The organism is Enterobacter sp. DSM 30060, from assembly GCF_013375955.1.
Classification (GTDB): Bacteria; Pseudomonadota; Gammaproteobacteria; order Enterobacterales; family Enterobacteriaceae; genus Enterobacter; species Enterobacter intestinihominis.
This window is the reverse complement of record NZ_CP056118.1, coordinates 384,341-406,356: the sequence shown is the minus strand read 5'-3', so window position 1 is coordinate 406,356 and position 22,016 is coordinate 384,341. Positions and strand designations below refer to the sequence as shown.

General features: G+C 54.1%; 26 protein-coding genes and 1 pseudogene. 23 read left to right on the top strand and 4 right to left on the bottom strand.

What is annotated here, in order from left to right:
• Positions 1 to 21 precede the first annotated feature (21 nt).
• The 5 genes from HWQ15_RS01880 to HWQ15_RS01855 all read left to right on the top strand — a co-directional run bounded on the left by HWQ15_RS01880 (position 22) and on the right by HWQ15_RS01855 (position 2,283).
• The gene (locus tag HWQ15_RS01880; protein WP_063850294.1) at positions 22 to 450 is read left to right on the top strand and encodes a hypothetical protein; all 429 of its coding nucleotides are present in this window, start codon (positions 22 to 24) and stop codon (positions 448 to 450) included.
• Positions 447 to 707: a DUF4752 family protein gene (locus HWQ15_RS01875; RefSeq protein ID WP_045340902.1), complete on the top strand. Its 261-nt coding sequence runs from the start codon at positions 447 to 449 to the stop codon at positions 705 to 707. Before HWQ15_RS01880 ends, HWQ15_RS01875 begins: the two co-directional genes overlap by 4 nt.
• Positions 704 to 1,876 carry a DUF551 domain-containing protein gene (locus HWQ15_RS23150; protein ID WP_255319051.1) on the top strand — a complete coding sequence of 391 codons (1,173 nt, stop codon included), beginning with the start codon at positions 704 to 706 and terminating at the stop codon, positions 1,874 to 1,876. Before HWQ15_RS01875 ends, HWQ15_RS23150 begins: the two co-directional genes overlap by 4 nt.
• Complete coding sequence (locus HWQ15_RS01860; protein ID WP_169809140.1) at positions 1,873 to 2,010, top strand: hypothetical protein; 138 nt, start codon at positions 1,873 to 1,875, stop codon at positions 2,008 to 2,010. Before HWQ15_RS23150 ends, HWQ15_RS01860 begins: the two co-directional genes overlap by 4 nt.
• A gap of 66 nt (positions 2,011 to 2,076) precedes the next feature.
• Positions 2,077 to 2,283 carry a hypothetical protein gene (locus tag HWQ15_RS01855; protein WP_063850290.1) on the top strand — a complete coding sequence of 69 codons (207 nt, stop codon included), beginning with the start codon at positions 2,077 to 2,079 and terminating at the stop codon, positions 2,281 to 2,283.
• 80 nt (positions 2,284 to 2,363) lie between these two features.
• Here HWQ15_RS01855 and HWQ15_RS01850 read toward each other — a convergent pair whose 3' ends face one another.
• A complete protein-coding gene (locus tag HWQ15_RS01850) occupies positions 2,364 to 2,585 on the bottom strand; it encodes a hypothetical protein (protein ID WP_139154059.1) in 222 nt (73 codons plus the stop codon).
• Between the two features lie 75 nt (positions 2,586 to 2,660).
• Between HWQ15_RS01850 and HWQ15_RS01845 the strand changes: the two genes are divergently transcribed.
• The 4 genes from HWQ15_RS01845 to HWQ15_RS01830 all read left to right on the top strand — a co-directional run bounded on the left by HWQ15_RS01845 (position 2,661) and on the right by HWQ15_RS01830 (position 5,535).
• Complete coding sequence (locus HWQ15_RS01845; RefSeq protein ID WP_063850288.1) at positions 2,661 to 2,999, top strand: hypothetical protein; 339 nt, start codon at positions 2,661 to 2,663, stop codon at positions 2,997 to 2,999.
• A gap of 77 nt (positions 3,000 to 3,076) precedes the next feature.
• Positions 3,077 to 3,406, top strand: a complete 330-nt coding sequence (locus HWQ15_RS01840) for a hypothetical protein (protein WP_032671846.1) — start codon at positions 3,077 to 3,079, stop codon at positions 3,404 to 3,406.
• A gap of 60 nt (positions 3,407 to 3,466) precedes the next feature.
• Positions 3,467 to 4,063 carry a terminase small subunit gene (locus HWQ15_RS01835; RefSeq protein WP_176587368.1) on the top strand — a complete coding sequence of 199 codons (597 nt, stop codon included), beginning with the start codon at positions 3,467 to 3,469 and terminating at the stop codon, positions 4,061 to 4,063.
• Positions 4,060 to 5,535, top strand: a complete 1,476-nt coding sequence (locus tag HWQ15_RS01830; protein ID WP_176587367.1) for a terminase — start codon at positions 4,060 to 4,062, stop codon at positions 5,533 to 5,535. The genes HWQ15_RS01835 and HWQ15_RS01830 overlap by 4 nt, the downstream gene beginning before the upstream one ends.
• 137 nt (positions 5,536 to 5,672) lie before the next feature.
• Here HWQ15_RS01830 and HWQ15_RS01825 read toward each other — a convergent pair whose 3' ends face one another.
• The 3 genes and pseudogenes from HWQ15_RS01825 to HWQ15_RS01815 all read right to left on the bottom strand — a co-directional run bounded on the left by HWQ15_RS01825 (position 5,673) and on the right by HWQ15_RS01815 (position 6,477).
• Positions 5,673 to 5,948, bottom strand: coding sequence for a hypothetical protein (locus tag HWQ15_RS01825; RefSeq protein ID WP_139154140.1), 276 nt, complete (start codon positions 5,946 to 5,948; stop codon positions 5,673 to 5,675).
• 11 nt (positions 5,949 to 5,959) lie between these two features.
• Positions 5,960 to 6,145 carry a hypothetical protein gene (locus HWQ15_RS01820; RefSeq protein ID WP_063850280.1) on the bottom strand — a complete coding sequence of 62 codons (186 nt, stop codon included), beginning with the start codon at positions 6,143 to 6,145 and terminating at the stop codon, positions 5,960 to 5,962.
• 217 nt (positions 6,146 to 6,362) lie between these two features.
• Positions 6,363 to 6,477: pseudogene (locus HWQ15_RS01815) on the bottom strand.
• A gap of 422 nt (positions 6,478 to 6,899) precedes the next feature.
• Here HWQ15_RS01815 and HWQ15_RS01810 point away from each other — a divergent pair.
• The 14 genes from HWQ15_RS01810 to HWQ15_RS01745 are packed head-to-tail and all read left to right on the top strand — an operon-like array spanning position 6,900 to position 21,746.
• Positions 6,900 to 7,106 carry a hypothetical protein gene (locus HWQ15_RS01810; RefSeq protein WP_032636549.1) on the top strand — a complete coding sequence of 69 codons (207 nt, stop codon included), beginning with the start codon at positions 6,900 to 6,902 and terminating at the stop codon, positions 7,104 to 7,106.
• A gap of 14 nt (positions 7,107 to 7,120) precedes the next feature.
• Positions 7,121 to 8,794 (top strand): portal protein, encoded by a 1,674-nt coding sequence (locus HWQ15_RS01805; protein ID WP_176587366.1) that lies wholly within the window; start codon positions 7,121 to 7,123, stop codon positions 8,792 to 8,794.
• A complete protein-coding gene (locus HWQ15_RS01800; RefSeq protein ID WP_176587365.1) occupies positions 8,791 to 9,087 on the top strand; it encodes a hypothetical protein in 297 nt (98 codons plus the stop codon). Before HWQ15_RS01805 ends, HWQ15_RS01800 begins: the two co-directional genes overlap by 4 nt.
• Before the next feature lie 2 nt (positions 9,088 to 9,089).
• Entirely contained in the window at positions 9,090 to 9,806 is a 717-nt protein-coding gene (locus HWQ15_RS01795; RefSeq protein ID WP_176587364.1) for a peptidase, read from the top strand.
• 17 nt (positions 9,807 to 9,823) lie between these two features.
• The gene (locus tag HWQ15_RS01790) at positions 9,824 to 10,810 is read left to right on the top strand and encodes a major capsid protein (RefSeq protein WP_045342886.1); all 987 of its coding nucleotides are present in this window, start codon (positions 9,824 to 9,826) and stop codon (positions 10,808 to 10,810) included.
• A gap of 51 nt (positions 10,811 to 10,861) precedes the next feature.
• Positions 10,862 to 11,302: a Bbp16 family capsid cement protein gene (locus HWQ15_RS01785; protein WP_063850272.1), complete on the top strand. Its 441-nt coding sequence runs from the start codon at positions 10,862 to 10,864 to the stop codon at positions 11,300 to 11,302.
• Between the two features lie 4 nt (positions 11,303 to 11,306).
• On the top strand, positions 11,307 to 11,681 hold the full coding sequence (locus tag HWQ15_RS01780) for a hypothetical protein (protein WP_176587363.1): 375 nt from the start codon (positions 11,307 to 11,309) through the stop codon (positions 11,679 to 11,681).
• A gap of 51 nt (positions 11,682 to 11,732) precedes the next feature.
• The gene (gene gp10, locus HWQ15_RS01775) at positions 11,733 to 12,056 is read left to right on the top strand and encodes a capsid staple protein (RefSeq protein WP_176587362.1); all 324 of its coding nucleotides are present in this window, start codon (positions 11,733 to 11,735) and stop codon (positions 12,054 to 12,056) included.
• Complete coding sequence (locus tag HWQ15_RS01770) at positions 12,056 to 12,661, top strand: hypothetical protein (RefSeq protein WP_104208894.1); 606 nt, start codon at positions 12,056 to 12,058, stop codon at positions 12,659 to 12,661. The genes gp10 and HWQ15_RS01770 overlap by 1 nt, the downstream gene beginning before the upstream one ends.
• Entirely contained in the window at positions 12,661 to 15,120 is a 2,460-nt protein-coding gene (locus HWQ15_RS01765; protein WP_176587361.1) for a hypothetical protein, read from the top strand. Before HWQ15_RS01770 ends, HWQ15_RS01765 begins: the two co-directional genes overlap by 1 nt.
• Positions 15,120 to 15,584: a hypothetical protein gene (locus HWQ15_RS01760; RefSeq protein ID WP_063850268.1), complete on the top strand. Its 465-nt coding sequence runs from the start codon at positions 15,120 to 15,122 to the stop codon at positions 15,582 to 15,584. Before HWQ15_RS01765 ends, HWQ15_RS01760 begins: the two co-directional genes overlap by 1 nt.
• Positions 15,584 to 16,162 (top strand): hypothetical protein, encoded by a 579-nt coding sequence (locus tag HWQ15_RS01755; RefSeq protein WP_077579855.1) that lies wholly within the window; start codon positions 15,584 to 15,586, stop codon positions 16,160 to 16,162. The genes HWQ15_RS01760 and HWQ15_RS01755 overlap by 1 nt, the downstream gene beginning before the upstream one ends.
• Positions 16,162 to 18,855, top strand: coding sequence for a transglycosylase SLT domain-containing protein (locus tag HWQ15_RS01750; RefSeq protein ID WP_176587360.1), 2,694 nt, complete (start codon positions 16,162 to 16,164; stop codon positions 18,853 to 18,855). Before HWQ15_RS01755 ends, HWQ15_RS01750 begins: the two co-directional genes overlap by 1 nt.
• Positions 18,855 to 21,746, top strand: a complete 2,892-nt coding sequence (locus HWQ15_RS01745; RefSeq protein WP_176587359.1) for a hypothetical protein — start codon at positions 18,855 to 18,857, stop codon at positions 21,744 to 21,746. The genes HWQ15_RS01750 and HWQ15_RS01745 overlap by 1 nt, the downstream gene beginning before the upstream one ends.
• The last annotated feature ends 270 nt before the right edge of the window (positions 21,747 to 22,016 follow it).

Sequence of the window (22,016 nt, the reverse complement as noted above, 5' to 3'; positions counted from 1 at the left end):
TACGGGTAAGCGGGGGTAAAGATGGAATCTATAACTAAGCAGTTGGTGAATATCGGTCATGGCATGAGCAAGGAGATTGCAGCGGATGAGCCTGCGGTGGCAAAGCTACTCGTCGAACTGTCCTCAGCTCTGGATGTGCAGTATGAGCGCGGTAACGCACTTGAAGCCAAGTGCGCGGCGCTGGCTGCGGAGAATGCGGGGCTGAAGTCAGCGATTGACGCAACTATCGGATGGCAGCAATCAACCGATCCGGAGAATGTCGAAAGCGTTCGAATGCTGGTCGACGTTAAAACGCCGGCAACAGACGCTTTCCTGGCTGAAGTTCTGGCGCATGGTGTGGAGATGCTAAACACTCAATTCAAGAAGTGTACTGGAATGCTGTATGCAGATAGCGTCGTATCTTCTGCCGAACACTTCGCAGACCAGCTTCGCAAAGGAGTGCAGTCATGAGCATTCTGAACATTCTAAACACTGGCCTCGCTCTGATGGGGTGGTTATTCATCATGTTCAAAACAGGCCAGTGGTTTATCTCCATTGCGCTAAAGCAGTGGGATAAGCGTAGAAAGCTATCTCGTAGACAGAAGGCAGTAAACGAATTTTACGATGCGTTTGACCTGTCCAGCATCGAACCAGGAACAACGGTGCGCCTGGCGACTAAAGGCGATCTGACAATCATGATGTATCGCACAGAAGGAGCCGCCCAATGAGCAACATCGACAAACATGCCGTCCAAGCAGTTGCCGATTTGAAAGCTGGTTACACCCTCGGTCACGCTGATGTGGCAATCCTGAACGAGCTGGCGCGTATCGCACTGGCATCGCTCGAAGCGGAGGCGGTGTCAGTCAACGACGATATGGCTTATGCATTCCATCATGCGATATCAGATTCATCATTAGGCTCTGACGAAGTTGAAGAAATTAAGGCTGGGTTGCGTGCTGCATTCGCTAATGTCACCGCCCAGCCAGCGCCGGTATCTGTGCCTGATGATATAGACACTCGCATGAAAAATGCCGGTATGTTATCTGCGGCAGAAATTATTGCTGGCCAGCCGATTGATGCATTCATGAAGCATGCGGGTGTAGTGGATTTAGAAAGCCTGCTTAAGTGGTCTGAAATGCGCCGCGCTGAGTTCCTCCGTATGCAGGCAAAATATGAGTTGGGCGACAATCAAAAGGACGACATGTACGAGTGGGTTATCTCTCACGTCGCAGCTTTCAGCGAACTTCACGTTAACATCCGCGCCGCCATGCTTCAGGGTGCCGATGGTACCCTCACCAATGAAGGTACCATACCAGTCACGCAATTTAAGCCGGTAGCAGACCTGTACGGCTTAACCTCACCAACTGGTGGCGAAACATCATTCACTTTCGACGCTGTTGAAGCTCGCGATTTCATTGATGGCGGTTGGTTATGTCAGGAGTACGTGACGCTGGAACGGTATCAGGAAGCGATAACCAACCATACCGAGGATAAGCTCGCTATGGTTGACCATTCCGGTGACTCCAACAATATGGTTGAACCTGTAACGACGGCTTACAAGTTGCGCGATGCGGTGGAAACCATTCGCAGCTCCGGTATAGCAATCGATGCCGATAAAATATTTGCAGAGCGCGATGTTCTCAACTCTCCGGTGATTCCGGATGGTTGGGTGGCTTGCAGTGAGCGGATGCCTGAAGACGATGACTTCGTTTATATCTGGCCTCGTCCCGATTTTGGTGTCGAGTTGCATGTTGCTCAGTACGGAAAATTCGATAAAAGAGATGCTGGCTGGTACGCGCAGGTATACGAGCAAAATTACGGCATTGAATATTATCCGGTAAGGGTCACCCACTGGATGCCACTGCCAGCAGCACCGCAGCAGGAGGTGAAGCCGTGAGTAAATCCGAAGCGCTGAAATACGCAATGATAATTGGCTTTGGTGTGGCCGCAGGGATTCACCTTTACTTGGCATGGGCATCCATGCTTGAGATTGCCTGGGGTGCGGTGAAAGGGGTGTTTAACCATGTCTAACCCATTCGACGCAGTAATGTTCGTGCTGCTGGCAATCGGCGCACTTCAGCAAATGGGGTGGCTGCCATGGTGAGCAAACTTAAACAGCGGCGCCTGCGCCGCCTTAAAGCCGACGTGGAATGGTGGCGGGCCGAGGCCAACGACCTGCACGCCCGTGTCATGGAGCAGGCCGACGAAATAGCCGAACTCCGCAGGCTGGTTATCCGCGTGCCGATGCCGGTTGTGGTGCCAGAATCCGTGGCCGATGAACTGAAATTGAGAGAGGTGGGGTGATGGATAAGTGTCAGGGTATTTTTGGAAAATTGTTCGGGCACTCATATCGCCCAGCCATTACAAGGGGTGCGCCATCTTCTTTAAAAATTGGAGAAGTTGAGGGAAGTAGCAGCGCAGTAATCGAGCTGATCAACAGCACCAGGCCAGAGACGTATCACGGTATTTATTGTAAGCGCTGCGGGAAGGTGATCAATGGTGAGGTTTAATTTCATAATGTGCTTTATTGGTGTTGTTTTGATGTCAGCATCAGACCCTGCCAGCGGAGATGCGGGTGGGTTGATCTTCGGAATCATGGTAGTCATGGTTTCAGCTCTGGTGGTTGTGTCTGAGGCATACAGAAAAATGGATGCGATTACTTATATTCGCGAGGTTCACTGATGGCTAAGACCGCAGCAGAACGCAAAGCAGCGCAGCGCGCCCGCCAGGCGGAAGCTGGTGAGCGCAAGCTTGAGCTGGTGCTCGACGAGCAGGAAATGGAGATGCTGGCGCGGAACTGCGCGGAGCGTCGCCCGGGCCGCGACCCATACGAACTGAGCGAGTACATCGCACTGCTTATCCGCCAGGATGATGCGCGGGTGCGCAGCCGCATCAAGGCCATCAGCGCCAACCAGTGCGGAAAGTGCGGCGACAGCCTGCCGGTGAAGTCATGCCCATGCACCGGTGATTCGGCTTGCTGGGTAACGCAGGGTTGGCACGAAACGAAACTTGCGGTGTGACCTGTCACGGCGTATTGACTAAATCCTCACATGATTATACTGTTTAAATGTACAGTATTTTTATGTGAGGTTCCATTATGGGCTTTCCATCTCCGGCAACAGACTACGCAGAATCCCGCCTTACCATCACCAGCATGTGCGGCTACGACGGCAACTGCCGCACCGTTGAGACGTCGGCTGGATACGCAATCATCAATGTCGCAAATAAACCACATCCGGGTGATACAGTGCTGATTTCCTATTGCGGCCGCACGGAGTTCGCCATCGTGCAGGGGCGGGCGCTTATTGTTCCGGAGGGTGAGTCCATCGAAGGTGAGGCGCTGGACGACACAACGGTGCTGGGAGTGGTTACACATTTCCTCAACCGTGCCGGCAGCCAGGAAGACGATCCGATACCAGTCATGTAACATCTATCTGCGCGGGCGTGATAGTATTACCTTCATGGTAATAAAATTACTCAGGTGGTAATGATGCCCGCGACACCAAAAACCCACAAACGCAAATCAACGCAATATAAGCCTCTTACAGCGATGCAGGAGGCTTACTGCCAGTCCTACATTAAGACACCCGAAAACCAGTCTCAGGCGGCGATTGACGCAGGATTTTCGCCTAATACGGCAGCCGTCAAAGCCAGCGTGATGATGCGAGACGAAAGAATCCAGAAACGAATCGCTGAGCTGATGGAGGAGCGCAACAAGCGAAACCGTGTCAGTGCTGACTACGTCCTCATGCGCCTGGTGGAAATCGACCAGATGGATGTGCTGGATATCCTGAACGACGACGGCAGCCTGAAACCGATCCGCGAGTGGCCGAAAATCTGGCGTACCACGCTCAGCGGGTTCGACCTGTCCTCAACCATCATGAACATGAACGAGGATTCGATAGAGACCATCCTCAAAAAAATCAAATGGCCGAACAAGGTGAAGAACCTCGAACTGATTGGTAAGCACGTCGACGTCAACGCGTTCAAAGAGCGGCTGGAGGTTTCAGGCACCGTCACCATCGCTGACCGCATGGCAGCCGCGCGCCGCCGCGTCAAAGAGCAGGCTGGTGGTGAAGAATGACAGCCGCAGCCGTGTCGCCTGAAGAGCAGCTCGTCGAGGATATTGCTTCGTTCACGTATGACCCGCTGGGCTATGCTCTGTATGCATTCCCGTGGGGCGAGGATGGCACAGAGCTGGCGCACGCCACCGGTCCGAGAAATTGGCAGGCTGACGCATTTCGCGAGATACGCGATCACCTTCAGAACCCCGCGACGCGCCACCAGCCGATAATGCTGGCCCGCGCATCCGGCCACGGTATCGGCAAATCCGCTTTCATCTCGATGCTCATCAACTGGGGCATGTCCACCTGCGAGGACTGCAAGGTGGTGGTGACCGCCAACACCGACAACCAGCTGCGCACCAAGACCTGGCCGGAAATCATAAAGTGGTCGAATCTGGCTATCACGAAAGAGTGGTTCACCTGCACCGCCACGGCGATGTACAGCAACGATCCGGGCCACGATAAACGCTGGCGCGCTGACGCAATCCCGTGGTCTGAGCACAACACCGAAGCGTTTGCTGGCCTGCACAACGAGCGCAAGCGCATCATCGTGGTATTCGACGAAGCATCGAACATTGCCGATCTGGTGTGGGAGGTAGCAGAGGGCGCGCTGACGGACGAAGACACGGAAATCATCTGGGTGGCGTTCGGGAACCCGACGCGTAACACCGGGCGTTTCCGCGAATGCTTCCGCAAGTACAAGCACCGCTGGAAGTGTGCGCAGATTGACAGCCGTACCGTCGAAGGCACGAATAAGCAGCAACTCCAGAAATGGGTGGATGACTACGGCGAGGACAGCGACTTCGTGAAGGTCCGTGTGCGGGGGATCTTCCCTGACGCGTCTGAACTCCAGTTTATCCCGACCGGGCTCACTGACGAGGCGATGAAGCGCGTAGTGACCGCCGGGCAAGTGGCGCACGCTCCGGTTATTATCGGCGTCGACCCGGCATATTCCGGCGTGGATGACGCGGTGATATACCTGCGCCAGGGGCTGCACAGCAAAGTGCTATGGACCGGCAACAAGACCACTGACGATCTGATTATGGCGAAGCGTATCGCCGACTTTGAAGATCAGTACCAGGCTGACGCGGTGTTTATCGACTTTGGTTACGGTACCGGGCTGAAGTCCATCGGTGACGGCTGGGGCCGGACGTGGCAGCTAATTCCGTTCGGCGGAGGATCGACCGACCCGCAGATGCTCAATAAGCGCGGCGAGATGTTCAACAGCTGCAAAACGTGGCTGAAGCTCGGCGGTGCGCTGGACGACCAGGAGACGGCTGATGACCTGTCGGCGGCAGAGTACAAAGTCAGGGTGGATGGCAAGATCGTCATTGAGCCGAAGGAAGATATCAAAGAGCGCTTAGGCCGCTCGCCTGGTAAGGGTGACGCGCTGCTGCTGACGTTTGCTTTCCCGGTTACGAAGCGGCTGCGCATTCCTGGTCAGGAGAGTCAGCAGGGCAAAGCGGTTACGGATTACGACCCGTGGAAGTAGCAAAGCTATTTCTGTAGCTTAGGATTTCTTCAATAAAATCAATGGGCGCAATTTTGCTCCAGGCCAAAGCCCAAAAATGTCCTTTGGCAATAACCCATAAAACAAAGCCCGCGCATCGGCGGGCTGGCTGTGACATGTCACGGCTTAAAAACAGGAGGGGCAGATGCCGTCCTTTGGATATTCTTAATTAGCTCGCTTTCGTAATGATCTGCTCTTTGTTTCTGAATTTTCATGTACTGAACGATGGCATGTTGTTCAGTAATCGCACCATTCCTGAGCGCCGCAATAACCATCCTCGCATAAGTATCATGAGCAGTTAAAGACTCGAGGTGCTCAATAGCTGATGATTCTTTGGCCTGAATTTCCTGCTCGATAGCCATGCAGGATGGTGCTGGGGATGCGGTTGATACCATGGTTGCTTACCTCAAAAAGTAATCTTATCAAATGCGGCGTTGATCGCTTCTGCTGCATTGTTGGCTGAATTTTTGTCAATGAATGACTGTTTACCAAGAACCTCAGCCAGGCACTGCAATTTGGTGTGGTAGAGGTTCTCCCGGCGTATCTCTTCAGCAGGAGATTGTTTCTGAACATTAACGACTGTTTGACTCATGATTTTCACCTTAAAAAAATGCCCGGACGAACCGGGCGAACTGGAAGCAAGGGTCTACGGAGTGCCTTCCTTGGCGGGTGATGCAGGGCTTACAGCGCAACGTCATCGGGATGGCGCTCTGCTGTAAAAAGGGCGGTGGTCAGAAGTGGGAGCAACTGCCACCGCCAAAGCTACACGCATTACCTGGTACTGCCGTATCACGGTCCTAAGGCGTGATTGGGTTGTGGTGCCGGATTCGAACCGGCGCGGCGATCCTTTCGGAACCCATTACCCGCCCATGCAGCAATGGCAAGCATGGATGGAGCTCTAACCAATTCCTGAGCTAACCACAACGGAAAGAGCACTGCATGGTTTTACCATTACATCCGAGGATTTATCTGGTGTAGTCAATGCTCTTACCTGTTATGGCCTCGTCTCTTCCGATGTGTCACACCGTATCGCCACGATGGTGAATCGTCATGTCCGTGCATACCGAGAGTGACTTGCACATTCCGGCTACCTGCTCAGGGGAAGTTGTCAAGGACCCCGCCAGACCGCTACGACACATGTGCCATATGCCGTACTGCTCACACCTGGAAGCGCACTCACCAGTTTTGATTTAGCGACAAGACCTCACCGAACCGATATCAAAGTGCGCTTTCATGTTGTGTTACCTGAAGGGTAATAATTACGGTTCATTATGTCAATACACTACGTAAAATAATCCGTATATGGTTAAATTGGTAATAATTTAATCGTGTGTGAGGTTATCGCTATGTGTATCGGCAGCAAGCCATCAGTGCCAGCGGCACCAGAAGTTCAGGCCGCACCTCAGGAGCAGGACGCCGCTGTTGTCAGTGCGCGCGATGACGAAGAGCGCCGCCGCCGTGCTGCCGCCGGTCGTAACTCGACCATGCTCACCGGTGCCCAGGGCGACACTTCCGCCGCCAATACCAGCGGTAAAACGCTGCTCGGTCAGTAACGGAGCGCGCAGAGATGGTGGAAACCGAAAAAGAGCGGCTGCTGAAGCAGCTTGCACAGCTGAAGAATGAGCGCACATCGTTCGAGCCGCACTGGCGCGACCTGAGCGACTTTATCAATCCGCGCGGTTCCCGCTTCCTGACGTCTGACGTTAACCGTGACGATCGCCGCAACACCAAAATTGTTGACCCCACCGGCTCATTCGCTCAGCGCACTCTCGCCAGCGGCATGATGTCCGGCATCACCAGCCCTGCCCGTCCGTGGTTCAAGCTGGCAACGCCTGACCCTGACATGATGGATTACGGCCCGGTGAAGGTCTGGCTGGAAGTCGTGCAGCGCCGCATGAACGAAGTGTTCAACAAGTCGAATCTTTATCAGTCTCTTCCCGTCATGTACGCCAGTCTGGGTACTTATGGCACCGCCGCTATGGCTGTTCTGGAAGATGACCAGGACGTGATCCGCACAATGCCTTTCCCGATTGGCAGCTACTACCTGGCTAACAGCCCGCGTGGCAGCGTCGACACCTCCTTCCGTCAGTTCTCAATGACCGTGCGCCAGCTCGTGCAAGAGTTTGGCCTGGACAATGTCAGCGCGTCCGTGAAGAGCCAGTGGGAAAGCGGATTGTATGAAAACTGGATCGAGGTAAACCACTGCATCACACCAAACATCAACCGCGACAGCGGGAAGATGGACAGCAAGAACAAGCCGTATCGCTCTGTCTATTTCGAGACAGGCGGCGACTCCGACAAATTGCTGCGTGAATCTGGTTTCGATGAATTCCCGATCCTGGCGCCGCGCTGGGAAGTTAACGGCGAGGACGTTTATGCGTCATCCTGCCCTGGAATGCTGGCGCTCGGGCAGGTCAAAGCGCTTCAGGTTGAGCAGAAACGTAAAGCTCAGCTCATCGACAAAGCTACAAACCCGCCGATGGTCGCTCCGACGTCGCTGAAAAATCAGCGCGTTTCTCTGCTACCTGGCGACGTGACGTATCTCGACGTTCTGAGCGGGCAGGACGGTTTCAAACCTGCGTACCTGGTAAACCCGAATACCGCCGACCTGCTGGCTGACATCCAGGACACCCGCCAGACCATCAACAGCGCCTACTTTGTCGACCTCTTCATGATGCTGCAAAACATCAACACCCGCTCAATGCCAGTGGAAGCAGTGATCGAGATGAAGGAAGAGAAGCTGCTGATGCTCGGCCCGGTGCTGGAACGTCTGAACGACGAAGCGCTCAACCCGCTAATTGACCGCGTTTTCTCCATCATGGCGCGCAAGAACATGCTGCCGCCACCGCCTGACGTTATGCAGGGAATGCCGCTGCGCATCGAGTACATCTCCGTTATGGCGCAGGCGCAGAAATCTATCGGCCTCACCAGCCTGTCGCAGACCGTTGGCTTCATCGCTCAACTGGCTTCAGTCGGTAAAACGGAAGCGCTCGACAAGCTCGACGCGGATCAGGCTATCGACGCGTTCTCCGAAATGTCCGGCGTATCGCCAACAGTCATCGTTCCGCAGGAGCAGGTGCAGCAGATTCGAGAAGACCGCGCCAAACAGCAGCAGGCAGCTCAGGCGCTGGCAATGGGTCAGGCCGTAGCGCAGGGCGCGAAGACGCTCAGCGACACGCAAACCGCAGATCCAAGCGCGCTCACAGCAATCACTAACGCAGTGGGAGCGGCTCAGCAATGACGGACTTCGACGAAGAAGAACTGCGCATTCAGAACGAGCGTAAGAAGCACGATCTGGAGCAGCGCGAGAAGGACGACATCAAGTTCGTCATGGATAGCGAGCAGGGTCGCCGCGTCGTGTGGAGTTTGCTGGAGAAAGGTCAGGTGTTCGGCACCTGCTTCAACGTAGACCCGCACATCACAGCATTCAATGAAGGGCAGCGCAACCTGGCGCTGGTTCTGTTTCAGCGCGTCATGACGCACTGCCCCGATCAGTATCTGAAGATGGCCGCAGAGGCCAGTGAACAGGAGTAACCATGAATTTATTTGAACGTTTGCTGCATCGCCGTCTTTGCAATGAGCAATCCACTGAAGGTGGTCAGGCAGATACAGCTTCAACTGGTGCCACTGAAACAACTCAAGGCGCTGGCGAAACGCAGCAACAAACTCAGGAGCAAACCCAGACGCAGGATAACGCGACGGGTACTGATTCTGACAAAGGTTCAGAAACTCAGAAAACCGAGGAAGAACTTGCTGCTGATAAAGCCAAAGCAGAAAAGGCTGAAAAAGACCAGAAGCAGGAAGGTGCTCCGGAGAAATACGAATTTACCGCTGGCGAAGGCGTAGAGCTGGATGCCGACGCGCTGAAGGACTTCGAACCCGTTGCCCGTGATCTGAACCTGACCAACGAGCAGGCGCAGAAGCTGGTGGACGCATATCCCAAAATTCTGGCCGGTGTGCAGCAGCGTCAGGCAGAAGCCTGGCAGAAGCAGACCGAAGGCTGGGCAGAGACCGTGAAGGCAGACAAGGAGATCGGCGGCGACAAACTGACCGCAAACCTCAGTGCTGCGCAGCGTGCACTCGACCAGTTCGGCACGCCGGAACTGAAAGAATATCTGAACGCTACCGGGCTTGGTAACCATCCAGACCTGGTTAAAACGTTTGTGAAAATCGGTAAAGCCATGTCGGAAGACGGCATGGTCGATGGCAGTAATCAAGGCCAGCGTAGTGCGGCCGAAGTGCTTTATGGCTAATAAGAGAGGATATAACCATGGCTGTTAAAGGCGTAAATGCGCTGACGCTGGCTGACTGGGCTAAGCGTACTGATCCAAACGGAAAGGTCGATAAGATTGTCGAACTTCTTTCCCAGACCAACGAAATCCTGACGGATATGATGTTCGTAGAGGGTAACCTTCCAACTGGTCACCGTACCACCGTTCGCTCGGGGCTCCCGCAGCCTACCTGGCGTTTGCTGAACTACGGTGTGCAACCGACAAAATCAACTACCGTACAGGTCACTGACACTGTCGGCATGCTGGAGGCTTATGCGGAAGTAGATAAGTCACTGGCAGATCTTAACGGTAACACTGCTGAATTCCGCCTGTCTGAAGATCGTGCATTCCTCGAAGGCATGAACCAGCAGATGGCTCAGACGCTGTTCTACGGCGACACCAGTGTGAACCCACAGCAGTTCATGGGCCTGTCATCCCGCTACTCCAGCAAATCCGCAGGCAACGGCCAGAACATTATTGATGCTGGCGGCACCGGTACAGATAACACCTCTATCTGGCTGGTGGTCTGGGGTGAAAACACTGTGCACGGCATCTTCCCTAAAGGGCAGAAGGCTGGTTTGCAGACTCAGAACCTCGGCGAGCAGACGCTTACCGATGCCAATGGCGGCAAATACCAGGGTTACCGCACCCATTATAAGTGGGATAACGGCCTGGCTCTCCGTGACTGGCGCTACGTTGTGCGCATCGCCAACATCGATGTGAGCGATCTGTCAGTACCAGGTTCAGCTGCAAATATCGTCAGCCTGATGGTTAAAGCGCTGCACCGCGTCCCTAACCTGAAAATGGGACGCGCGGTGTTCTACATGAACCGTACCGTTGCCCAGGCGCTGGATCTGCAATCTCTGGATAAAGCCTCTCTGGCTCTGTCCGTAAAAGAGACTGAAGGCGAATTCTGGACCACGTTCCGTGGCATCCCAATCCGTGAAACCGATGCGATTCTCGAAACAGAAGCGCGCGTTGTTTAACGCCTGTCATTAACTGATGGGCCTTAACCGGCCCATAAATGGAGAAAGAAAATGATCCTCGACAAACTGTTGATGTTCTCCGAGAAGCAGGCGGTTACAGCTTCCGCTGCTTCTACGGATGTTATTGATCTCGGCCCTATCGACGGCACCCGCCGCGATATCGGCGTTGGTTATCCGCTGGAGTTCTGGGCAACCGTTGACACCACTGCAACCGCTGCTGGTGCCGCGACCCTCAACGTTCAGTTGCAGACCAGCCCGGACAACTCCACCTGGACCACTATCTACGACAGCGGTGCTCTGGCGCTGTCTGCTCTGACAGTTGGCAAACGCCTGTTCTCTACCAAAGTTCCGGCGGGCGTCCAGCGTTATCTGCGCGTTAACTATTCAGTCGGCACCGGTCCGCTGACTGCTGGCGCGTTCACCTCGGGAATTAATCTGGATGTTGACAACAACACTCCTTATTACCCGACCCGTTCCAAAGTGACTGGCTAAGGTGATGGCAATGGAAAAAGCAAAATACCGCGTCCTGCGCTTATCCCATATTCATAACAACCTCTGGCCTGAAGGCTCAGAGATTGAATATGACGGCGAGCCAGGATCTGCGCTGGAGCCGATCAACGCAGCGGCGAAGGCGGCAAAGAAGAAGGCAGACCAGAAGCGTGGAATCGTGCCGGTTGACTCTCAGCCTGAACCACAGGCTGAAGATGATGGCCAGGAATATACTGGCGGTAAAGATGCCAATACCTTCAGTGAAGATGAAGCCGCGCTACGCCAGCAGTACGAAGAACTTTTCAACAAGAAACCTGGCAACATGAATGTTGAAACGATCAAAGAACGTATTGCTGAGGAACGGCAAAAACTGGGCGTCTGAGCCTCGCTAATAAAACAAGGGGCTTCGGCCCCTTTATTGCAGGAGTCCGTTATGGAACTGGTAAACCTCAAAACCGGCACCGACAGCTACCAGGATGAATCTGGTGAAACAAAAACCCGTGACGATTATCCATGGGGTCTATGCATCAACCTTGACAATGAAACACTGAAGAAACTCGGCGCCACGTCTCAGCCTGTAGGTACTGAGGTGATGATCTCCGCCAAAGCTATCATCAAAAGCATGTCGACTCGCGAAGATGGTGAGGGTGTCCGGCACGATGCCAGCCTGCAAATCACCGACATGGCAATCTCGCCTGTGTCAGGTGAGAAGCCAAAAACTGCCGCCCAGACTCTCTACGGCGGGGAGGATGATTAATGGCCTCCGTTATCGAGATCTGCAACCGCGCGCTGAGCAATATCGGGAACAGCCGCAGCATTAACAGCCTGACAGAGGCCAGCAAAGAAGCCGGGCAGTGCTCCCTGCATTTCGATTCCTGCCGCGATGCTGCGCTGGCGGACTTCGACTGGAACTTTGCCACCAAACGCCTGGCGCTGGCCGATACCAACAACCCGCCGCCGGACTGGGCTTATTCCTACCAGTATCCGACCGACTGCCTGCGCATCACCGAAATTATGGTGCCCGGTATCCGTAATCCGACGGCGGCCATGCGCATCAACTATGAAGTTGGGTCTGATGCCGACGGCACCGGAAAGCTGATCTACACCGATCAGCCTCAAGCTTGGTTGAAGTACGTTGCGCGCGTCACTGACGTGAATATGTTCGATGCCATCTTCATAGAGGCGCTGTCCTGGCGTCTTGCCGCCGCAATCAATATGACGCTGACTGGCAGCGCAGATCTAGGTAACAACGCACTGATGACTTACCGGAGTGTCATCCTGAGCGCTGGCTCGCACAGCCAGAACGAATCCCAGGAGCCGCAGCCGCCAGTTGATGAGTTCACCGCAGCGAGGTTGTCATAATGGCTTTCAGTTGGATCCAGCCGAGCTTTGCCGGTGGCGAGATTGGCCCATCGCTGTACGGGCGCATCGATATGTCGAAGTATCAGGTTGCGCTGCGTAAGTGCGACAACTTTATCGTCCGTCAGTATGGCGGGGTGGAGAATCGCCCGGGAACGCGCTTCGTCGGCGAAGCCAAATACCCGACGCGCAAATGCCGTCTTATCCCTTTCCAGTTCTCTACCGTCCAGACTTATGCGCTGGAGTTCGGGCACAACTATATGCGCGTTATCAAAGATGGTGCGTATGTGCTGAACAGCAGCAATGTGATCTACGAATTGGCTATGCCGTATGCTGAGGCCGACCTGTTCCGCATTAAATTCACGCAGAGCGCCGACGTGCTTACGCTGGTTCACCCGGCCTACCCGCCGAAGGAGCTGCGCCGTTACGCGCATGACAACTGGCAGATCGTCGATGTCACCACAAAAAACGGACCGTTCGAAGATATCAACATTGACGAGTCAGTGAAGGTATACGCCAGCGCCAGCACCGGGACCATTACGCTGACGGCCAGTTCTTCTATCTTCGGTGCCGAGCAGGTCGGGAAATTGTTTTATCTCGAGCAGCCGGCGGTTGATTCCGTTCCCGTCTGGGAAACCAGTAAGACCACTGCTATCAATGATGTGCGCCGCGCTGACAGCAACTACTACCGCGCCAATACAGGAGGTACCACTGGCACGCTTCGACCATCTCACACTGAAGGCATGTCATGGGATGGCTGGGGTGGTGATACCGGCATTCAGTGGGAATACCTCCACAGCGGTTTTGGCATTGCTCGGATCACGGCTGTGGCGGGCACTACCGCAACTGCAACGGTGGTGAGCTATATCCCTTCACAGGTTGTTGGCTCCGCTAACGGCAGTTATAAATGGGCAAAATACGCCTGGAACAGCGTCAACGGCTATCCAAGCACGGTTGTTTACTATCAGCAGCGCCTGTATTTCGCCGCGTCTACCGCTTACCCGCAAACCATCTGGGCGAGCCGTACCGGTGACTATAAAGACTTCGGCAAGAGCAACCCTATTCAGGATGACGATCGCATTATCTACACCTACGCCGGGCGGCAAGTGAACGAGATCCGCCACCTTATAGACGTCGGCAACCTGGTCGCGCTGACATCCGGCGGGGAATATACGATATCCGGAGACCAGAATAAGGTTCTCACGCCGTCGGCGTTCTCGTTCATCTCGCAGGGGAATAACGGCTCCAGCAATGTGCCGCCGATCGCAGTGGCAAACATCGCGCTGTTCATCCAGGAGAAGGGGAGCGTGGTCCGTGATCTGGCTTACTCCTTTGACGTCGATGGGTACCAGGGCACTGACCTGACCATACTGGCAAACCACCTCTTCCAGAAACGCAGCATCGTTGACTGGTCATTCTGCATCGTGCCGTACAGCAGCGCGTTCTGCATCCGCGACGACGGCAAACTGCTGGTGCTGACATATCTGCGTGATCAGCAGGTGTTCGCCTGGGCTCCGCAGTCCAGCGCCGGGAAGTACGAAAGCACCTGCTCTATCAGCGAAGGCAGCGAAGACGCTGTTTATTTCGTGGTTAACCGCAGCATCAACGGACAGACGAAACGTTACATCGAGCGCCTGTCCAGCCGCCTGTTTACCAGTGATGAAGACGCGTTCTTTGTCGACTGCGGCCTGAGCTATGACGGGCGTAATACATCAACACGCACATTGACCATCAGCGGCGGAACCGGAGACTGGAGCTATCAGGTCGACTACCCGGTGACAATAAGCGGCGGGGCTTATTTCGTGGGCACTGACGTTGGCGCTCAGATCCAGTTCCCGTATTCAGAGACGGATCCCGATACCGGCGAAGCAGTGGCGAAAGAATTGCGTGGCGACATCATCTCAGTAACGAGTAATACCGCTGTGGTTGTGCGCTTTAACCGTAACGTTCCTGCGGTCCTGCGCACTGTGGCCACAACTAACTGGCAGATGGCCCGCCAGACCTTCAGCGGTCTGTCACATCTCGAAGGCCAGACAGTCAACATCCTCTCAGACGCCAGCGTTGAGCCGCAGAAAACCGTATCTGGTGGCGCTGTCACGCTGGAATCTCCTGGCGCAGTTGTGCATATCGGACTGCCGATCACGGCTGAATTCGAAACGCTGGACATCAATATCAACGGGCAGGAAACGCTACTGGATAAAAAGCAGGTGATCCCCACTGTCACGATGGTGGTAAATGCCAGCCGAGGAATATGGGCAACCACGCCTGGTGGCAAATGGTACGAGTATCCACAGCGTGAGTTCGAGTTTTACGACGACCCTGTTGATGACGCTACCGGAAAAGTTGAGGTGAAGCTCGACAGCAACTGGGATAAAAACGGACGCGTTAAGGTGCGCCAGCTCGATCCGCTGCCGCTGTCAGTTCTGGCTGTCATTCCGCGCATGACTGTCGGGGGATTCTGATGATTAAAGCTCAGATCGTACCGGCCACCGCAGCGCATATCGAAGCCATGCTCCCGCATGTCCGCCAGGCTGACGTTGATGAATTTCTGGCGACAAATGGGTGGAGCCCGCGCCGCGTGCTTGAAACCGGTCTGCGCACGTCAACATTTGCCTGTGCCGGTCTGATTAACGGTGAGGTGGTGACCATCTTCGGCGTGGCCCCGGCATCAATGATCGGTGGTAACGGTATCCCGTGGCTGGTGGGCACCGTTTCGCTGGAGAAATACCAGCGCACTTTCCTGCGCCGCTGCGGGAAAGTGGTCAATGCAATGCTGGCTGTTTACCCGTATCTTGAAAACTATGTTGATGCCCGCAACCACACAGCGCGTATCTGGCTGCACTGGCTGGGATTCACCATTGAAGAACCACAGCCGTACGGCGCTCACGGTCTTCTGTTTCATCGCTTCCACATGGAGAGAAAATAATGTGCGGACCAGTTGCAGTTGGTGTAGGAATGCTTGCCATGTCAGCAATGCAAGCCTACAGCCAGAACCAACAAGCTAAGTATCAATCTGCCGTTGCTGATCAGAATGCGGATATTGCTCAGCAGCAGGCGCAAGACTCTATAAATAGGGGGAATGCGCAGGCCGCTGAAGTTCGCCGACGTAATCGCCAGGCAGCTGGCACCCAGGCGGCGACGATGGGAGCCACCGGCGCGGATCTCTCAACTGGCAATGCGCTGGATATCTTCGGTGATACTGCACAATTTGGAGAGCTTGATGCTCTTACGACCATTAATAATGCCCAGCGTGAAGCCTACGGATTCCAAGTCCAAGGAATGAATGCTCAGGCCGAGTCGAGAGCGGCCCGCACGAATGGGCGTAACGCTGTAGGAATGACACTGTTGACGGCCCCGCTCAAAGCCTACGGCGCTTATCAGATGGCCGGCGGCACCTGGAGTCCATTCAAAACATCACTTTCATCTGGTGGTGGAACTACCCCGATGTTATCCAACAAGGGTTTTATTAATAGCAGCTCACAGTTCAAATTAGGGGGCTACTGATGCCAATTGTTCCGACAGTTCAAGGCCGACAGGTTCAAAGCACAGGTGTGCAGACCGGTGGATTTTCAGCTCCGCAAAATCTGGATGCTTTTGGTGCTTTGTCTGAGGTAGGTGAAAAATATATTGGCGCAGTTGCAGAAGCTAAACAGCGGGCGAATGTGGCTCTTTCACAGGAGGCCAGCTTAAAGCTCAGTCAGGCCGAAGAGGATTTAAAGACCCAACTTTACAGCCTGAAGGGCCAAAACGCCATCGGTAAGGGTCAGGAGTTTACGCAGCAATATGATGAGCAGATCCAATCCCTGGCCTCGTCGCTACCTGATGACGCATCGCGCCAGATGTTCATGCAGCAGGCGCAGCAGCAGCGCATCCAGTTTCAGGGAAACGTTGGCCGCTATGAGCAGGGGCAGGTCAGCGAGTTTGAAAGCAATCAATACGATGCCACCAGACAGTTGCAGATCCAGAAAGAGGCTGATTCGTGGAATAATCCCCAGGAAGCTATTCTCGCAAAGAATATTCGCACAGTAGCAACAGCGAGATTCGGTGCCTCAAGAGGTTGGTCACAGGAGCAGATTCTGGCTGCCATTGAAAAAGATAACCTTGCCGCCACTGAGATGAGAGCTAAAAACTATGCAGTTGATAACCCGCTTGGGTGGATGAACGGTGAGTTTTCAGCAGATGATACTGGCGGTCTGGATATGCGATCTGTAGGTATCGTCGAGTCAGGTGGTAAGCATCTTAATTCAGACGGGTCAATTGTCACTTCTTCAGCTGGTGCTCAGGGCCGTTTCCAGTTAATGCCTGAAACAGGCAAAGAACTGGCCGCACGGCGTGGGCTGAAGTACAACCCGGCAGACGAGCAGCAACATACCATGCTGGCCTCGGATTACGCGCAGGAACTGTCAAACAAGTATGGCTCTGAATTACTGGCTGGAGCAGCATATAACTGGGGGCAGGGCAATGTTGACAAACTTATTGAGAAGGTCGGTGATCCAAGAAAAGGAGAGATATCCCAAGCCGATTTCATAAAAAAACTACCATCTGAAACGCAGGGTTGGATTTCACGATACCGTAAAAATAAAACCGGTATGGATCCCGTTACCGTTAATCAAATTGATAATCTTGCAAACGCTCAGATTGAGAAGCAGAGAAAACTGGTACTTAATGAGCTCGAACCGCTGCTCAACAATACAATGGCTCAACTCAATAATGGCGAAGTCCCTGATGCCGTTCCTTCTATCCCTGCCATTATGTTTGGCTACGGTGAGCAAGGGAAAAAAATGGTATCGAAGCTCGATATCGCTATGGACAATGCAAAAACTTTCCAGGCAATTCAGTACCTTTCTCCTGAACAGCAGCAGCAGGAATTACTCAAAAAGAAACCAGAGGTCAATGACCCTGAATATGCGCTCAAACTCGATGCGTATGGCAAGCTCGGCGCGCTGGTGCAGAAAAGTAATGAAGCGATACAGGCGCAGCGTGATGCCCGTCGTTTTAACGAAGCGCTGTCTATGGGCGAGAAACTCGACCCTACCAATAAATCCATGCAAAAAGCCGCCGATGCCACGCCAACGGCGCAAAACTTCCGGATTAACGACGCCACCACCCATGACGGGATTGTGCAGCAGGTGGCCCAGACCGGGATCATTCCTTCGCAGGTAACCACCCAGTTATCGGCGATATCCCGCGCGCGCAGTCCTGAGGCGGTCCGTCAGGGGGCTGAGTTATTTAATCGCCTCTATGACGCAGACCCAGCATCTGTCGGCGATATGCCCAAGGATATGCAGGGATTTTATCTCACCGTTAAGCAGCTAACTGATTCCGGCATGGCACCTGAATCAGCTATAGAACAGGCTAATAACCTCTCATACAACCAGACCGATGCGCTCAAAGCGCAGCTGTCATCAACACAGAGCACAAAGGAATATAAAAAAGACCGGGTCAAGGCGATGGATTCAGCCGTAAGCAATATGTCTCCCTGGTATAGCTTTGGCGGGCCATCGGCAGATGACTCAACTCCAGATGCTGCAAGATTCAGAAATGACTATCAGGCGCTGTACGACATTAACTACCGCACCACTGGCGGAAATGCTGATGCAGCGAAGAAAATGACCAATCAGCAGATCGCCCGCACCTGGAGCATCAGCGAAGTGAATGGGACTGCAAAGCTGATGAAGTATGCCCCTGAGGCTCTTTACAATTATGGCCCTTCCGGATGGCAGGCAGAGCAGTGGAAGGCAGATAAAGAGCAACTGATGTATGGCGACCGTAAGATAGACATCACTACAAGCCCGACACAACTCGGGATCACCTCCGGCAACTCAGCACCTGTTACCAGTAAAACGCCGGAGTCGCGTATTGGCGGCGAACTGGAGATTACCCCTGATGTGCTGACGGCCCGCAATGGAGATTACGCCATTATGGTGCGAACAAAAGATAAGGATGGTATTGAGGCGGTACAGCCATTCTACGATTCTTATGGCAGGCCTATGCGGTGGAAACCCTCTTTGGATGAATGGGAGCCATATAAAAAATCCATACAGGAAAGAGAGCAAAAAGATCAGGAAGAAATCATCAAGGGTCAGGAAATTCGCGGCTTTAAAGATAAACACCGTGCAATTGATGAACAGTATCGCAGGTTCCACAATGATCGTGTTAATCGCTTCAAAAACTATTTCTCATGGAGTAATGAATAATGCCTGTGTATTCATCGCCAGAAGAACTGAGCAACGGATTTACTCCTGCTGGCAATGTTCTGCCAGAGCCCACAGGGTTTGATGTGCCTTTGCCTGAAGGAACCAACCCGGAGCCGCAGCAACCAGAACCATCGGTATGGGGCGCCGCCTTCCGCCAGAATAACCTTCTGGCCGAGATGTTCCGCCCGGCCAAGCAGTTTGAGTCGGTAGACGGGTATAACCCCTATGCTGATAAAACCGAGCTGCACGGATACGAACAATGGGGATCTGCTTTTGCTGATTCCCGTTCACCGGAAGAAACTGCCTGGCTTAAACAGCAGATTGACGACGAAAACGAGGACCGTCGGGTACTTTCAGAGGCGGGCGGGGAGGGCGTTCTCGCCAGTATTGCCGCCGGGGTTGTCGATCCGGTCACCGTCGCGTCGATGTTCATTCCTGGTGCTCAGGGCGGAGCAGTGGCCCGTATAGCGTCACAGGCTGCGATTGGCGCAGCTGCAACAGCAGCGAGCGAGGTTGCGCTGAATAACCAGCAGATTACCCGCACGTGGGGGGAGAGTGCTTCCCACGTCGCAGCTGGTGCGTTGATGAGCGGTGTATTTGCATCCGCCGGTGCTGCGCTATCGCCATCAATTCGTACAGCGGCCACGCGTGAGGTGGCTGACGCGCTCGATAATATGAGTATCACGTCAGTGACGGACACGGCTGCTGCCTCGCTTCCCGAAGGTGGCAGCGTCGGCGCGGCGCGAATCAGTGAGGCCACGCTCGAGGATCTCACTCCGGCAGCTGGCGGCCCGGTCGGCAAGCTGGCACGTAAGGCAGGGAGTTATCTGACACCGTTTACCCGTCTGATGGAGTCGCCGTCTAAAACCTCCCGCCGCACCGCGCTTGAACTGGCAGAGAATAACTACACACTGCAAGGAAATGCCCGCGGCATTGAGACACCAATTGCGGCGGAAACCCGTGTTCGCGGGTGGCGTCGTGAAGAGGCGGCCGTCGTGGTGACGAACAAACAGGCCTACAGCCAGTATAAAGCCGCCGGGGGCGACCTGAGTTTTTCACAGTTCCGTGAGGAGGTAGGTAACGCCATGCGCAGCGGTGATGTGCATGCTAATCCGGTGGTGCAGGAAGCGGCGCAGGCAATGCGCACCGTTGTTAATCGGGTGAAAGTGGCACAGCAAAAGCTTGGCCTGTTGCCACCTGACGAGGAACTGAAAGCCATCGGCCAGGAGAGTTATTTCCCTCGCGTGTACAAAGTCGGCAAGATCGTCAACGAGCGTGATAAATTCCGCGACATGCTGGTTGACTGGTGGTCGCGTGGTGAAAAAACCATGTCCCGCGAAGAGGCGGAAATTACGGCCGATGCCACGATCAATAAAATCGTCGGCGCAAAAATTCCCCAGGATTTCGCGAACGTCTTTATGGTGAAAGCGGCAGGAAGCACCCGGGCGCGTACGCTCAGTGTTCCAGATCGCCTGATGAAAGATTATCTGGAGAGTGACGCCAACTATGTGTTACAGCGACACATTCGCGAGGCATCGGCAGAGGTTGAGCTGACCCGCGCATTCGGTAACAAATCCCTGGAAAAGCAGCTCAAGGATATTCAGGACGAATACGATGCGCTGATGCGCCAGAATCCCAAAGACCAGGCAAAACTGGCGAAAGCCCGCGATAACGATATCCGGGATATCACAGCGCTACGAGACCGCCTGGCGGGTACCTATGGCATGCCTGACGATCCATCATCATTTTTCGTACGCGCTGGTGCGTTTCTACGCAGCGCTAACTTTGTTACCAAGCTGGGCGGTATGACCGTTTCCGCTATTCCTGATCTTGCGCGCGGTGTGATGGTTAACGGGTTTGGCAATACCATGCGCGGCTACTCAGCGCTGATTACGCGATCACCGGCATTCAAGGCCAGCCGGTCAGAACAGTTAAAAATGGCCGTCGGGCTGGAGACCATCCTCCATACCCGCGCGCGTACGATGGGCGACCTGGTGGACAGTTCCGCCCGGACAACGGCAGTGGAAGCGGGTATGGAGCGTGTTACCGATGCGTTCGGCAAGCTCACGCTGATGGGTCACTTCGATGACATGAACAAATCGGTAAACGGTATGATCACGTCCGACGGTATTCTTTCCGGCGCATTCACCGGCCGCCGCCTGGCTAAGCTCGGCATTAACGACAATATGGCCGCGCGTATCCGCAGCGAGTTCGAAAAGCACGGTGAGGTGATCAACGGCTGGCATATCGGCAATTTTGAGAAATGGGACGATCAGCACGTTGCAGGCGTTTTCCAGTCTGCGGTGCTCAAAGACGTTAACAATACCGTTATCACCCCGGGGATCGGCGATACACCGCTGTGGGCCAGTACGCCGCTGGGTAAAACCATATTCCAGTTTAAATCGTTCGCGACCGCTTCCTATAATCGTGCGACGTTAGGCGGACTACAGGAGGGAACCGGTCAGTTTTATTACGGCACCGCATTTCAGATTGCTTTGGGCGCACTGACGTACGCGCTTAAACAGTCTGCAAATGGCAAAGAGGTAGACTGGTCGCCGCAGAAACTTGCTATTGAGGGGATTGACCGATCCGGTATCCTTGGTCCCCTGATGGAATACAATAATATGGCTGAGAAAGCTACCGGGGGTATGGTTGGCCTTGGGGCGCTACTCGGAACGGGCGCGCAGTCGAGATATGCCAGCCGTGGCTTTATCGGTTCTGCGCTTGGCCCAACGTTCGGCCTGCTCGATACCATTACCGACGTGACCGCAGGCGTACTCAATGGCGATGCCGGTGACAGGGTGCTGCATAATGTGCGCACACTTCTTCCTGGCAACAACCTGTTCTGGATTGCCCCGCTGATAAATCAGGTTGATCCGGGAATGAAATAGCGTGACATGTCACAAAGGCCGTCTAGCAGCCACGAAAAAGCCCGCATCGCGGGCTTAAATGTTGACTTTCTTTGGCGCTATTGCGGCTATTGATATCATGAATCCAGTCAGCATAGCCAGTATCAGAGGTATGATGAACGCATCCGATGTTCTAAGAGGGTTCTTCATGTCACATAGCATAACGAGGAAAAAACCACTCGTTGCGAACGTAGTTGATGAATACACCTCGTTCAGTTTGTACTGAAGGTTAACAACGGAAAAGTTACCAGT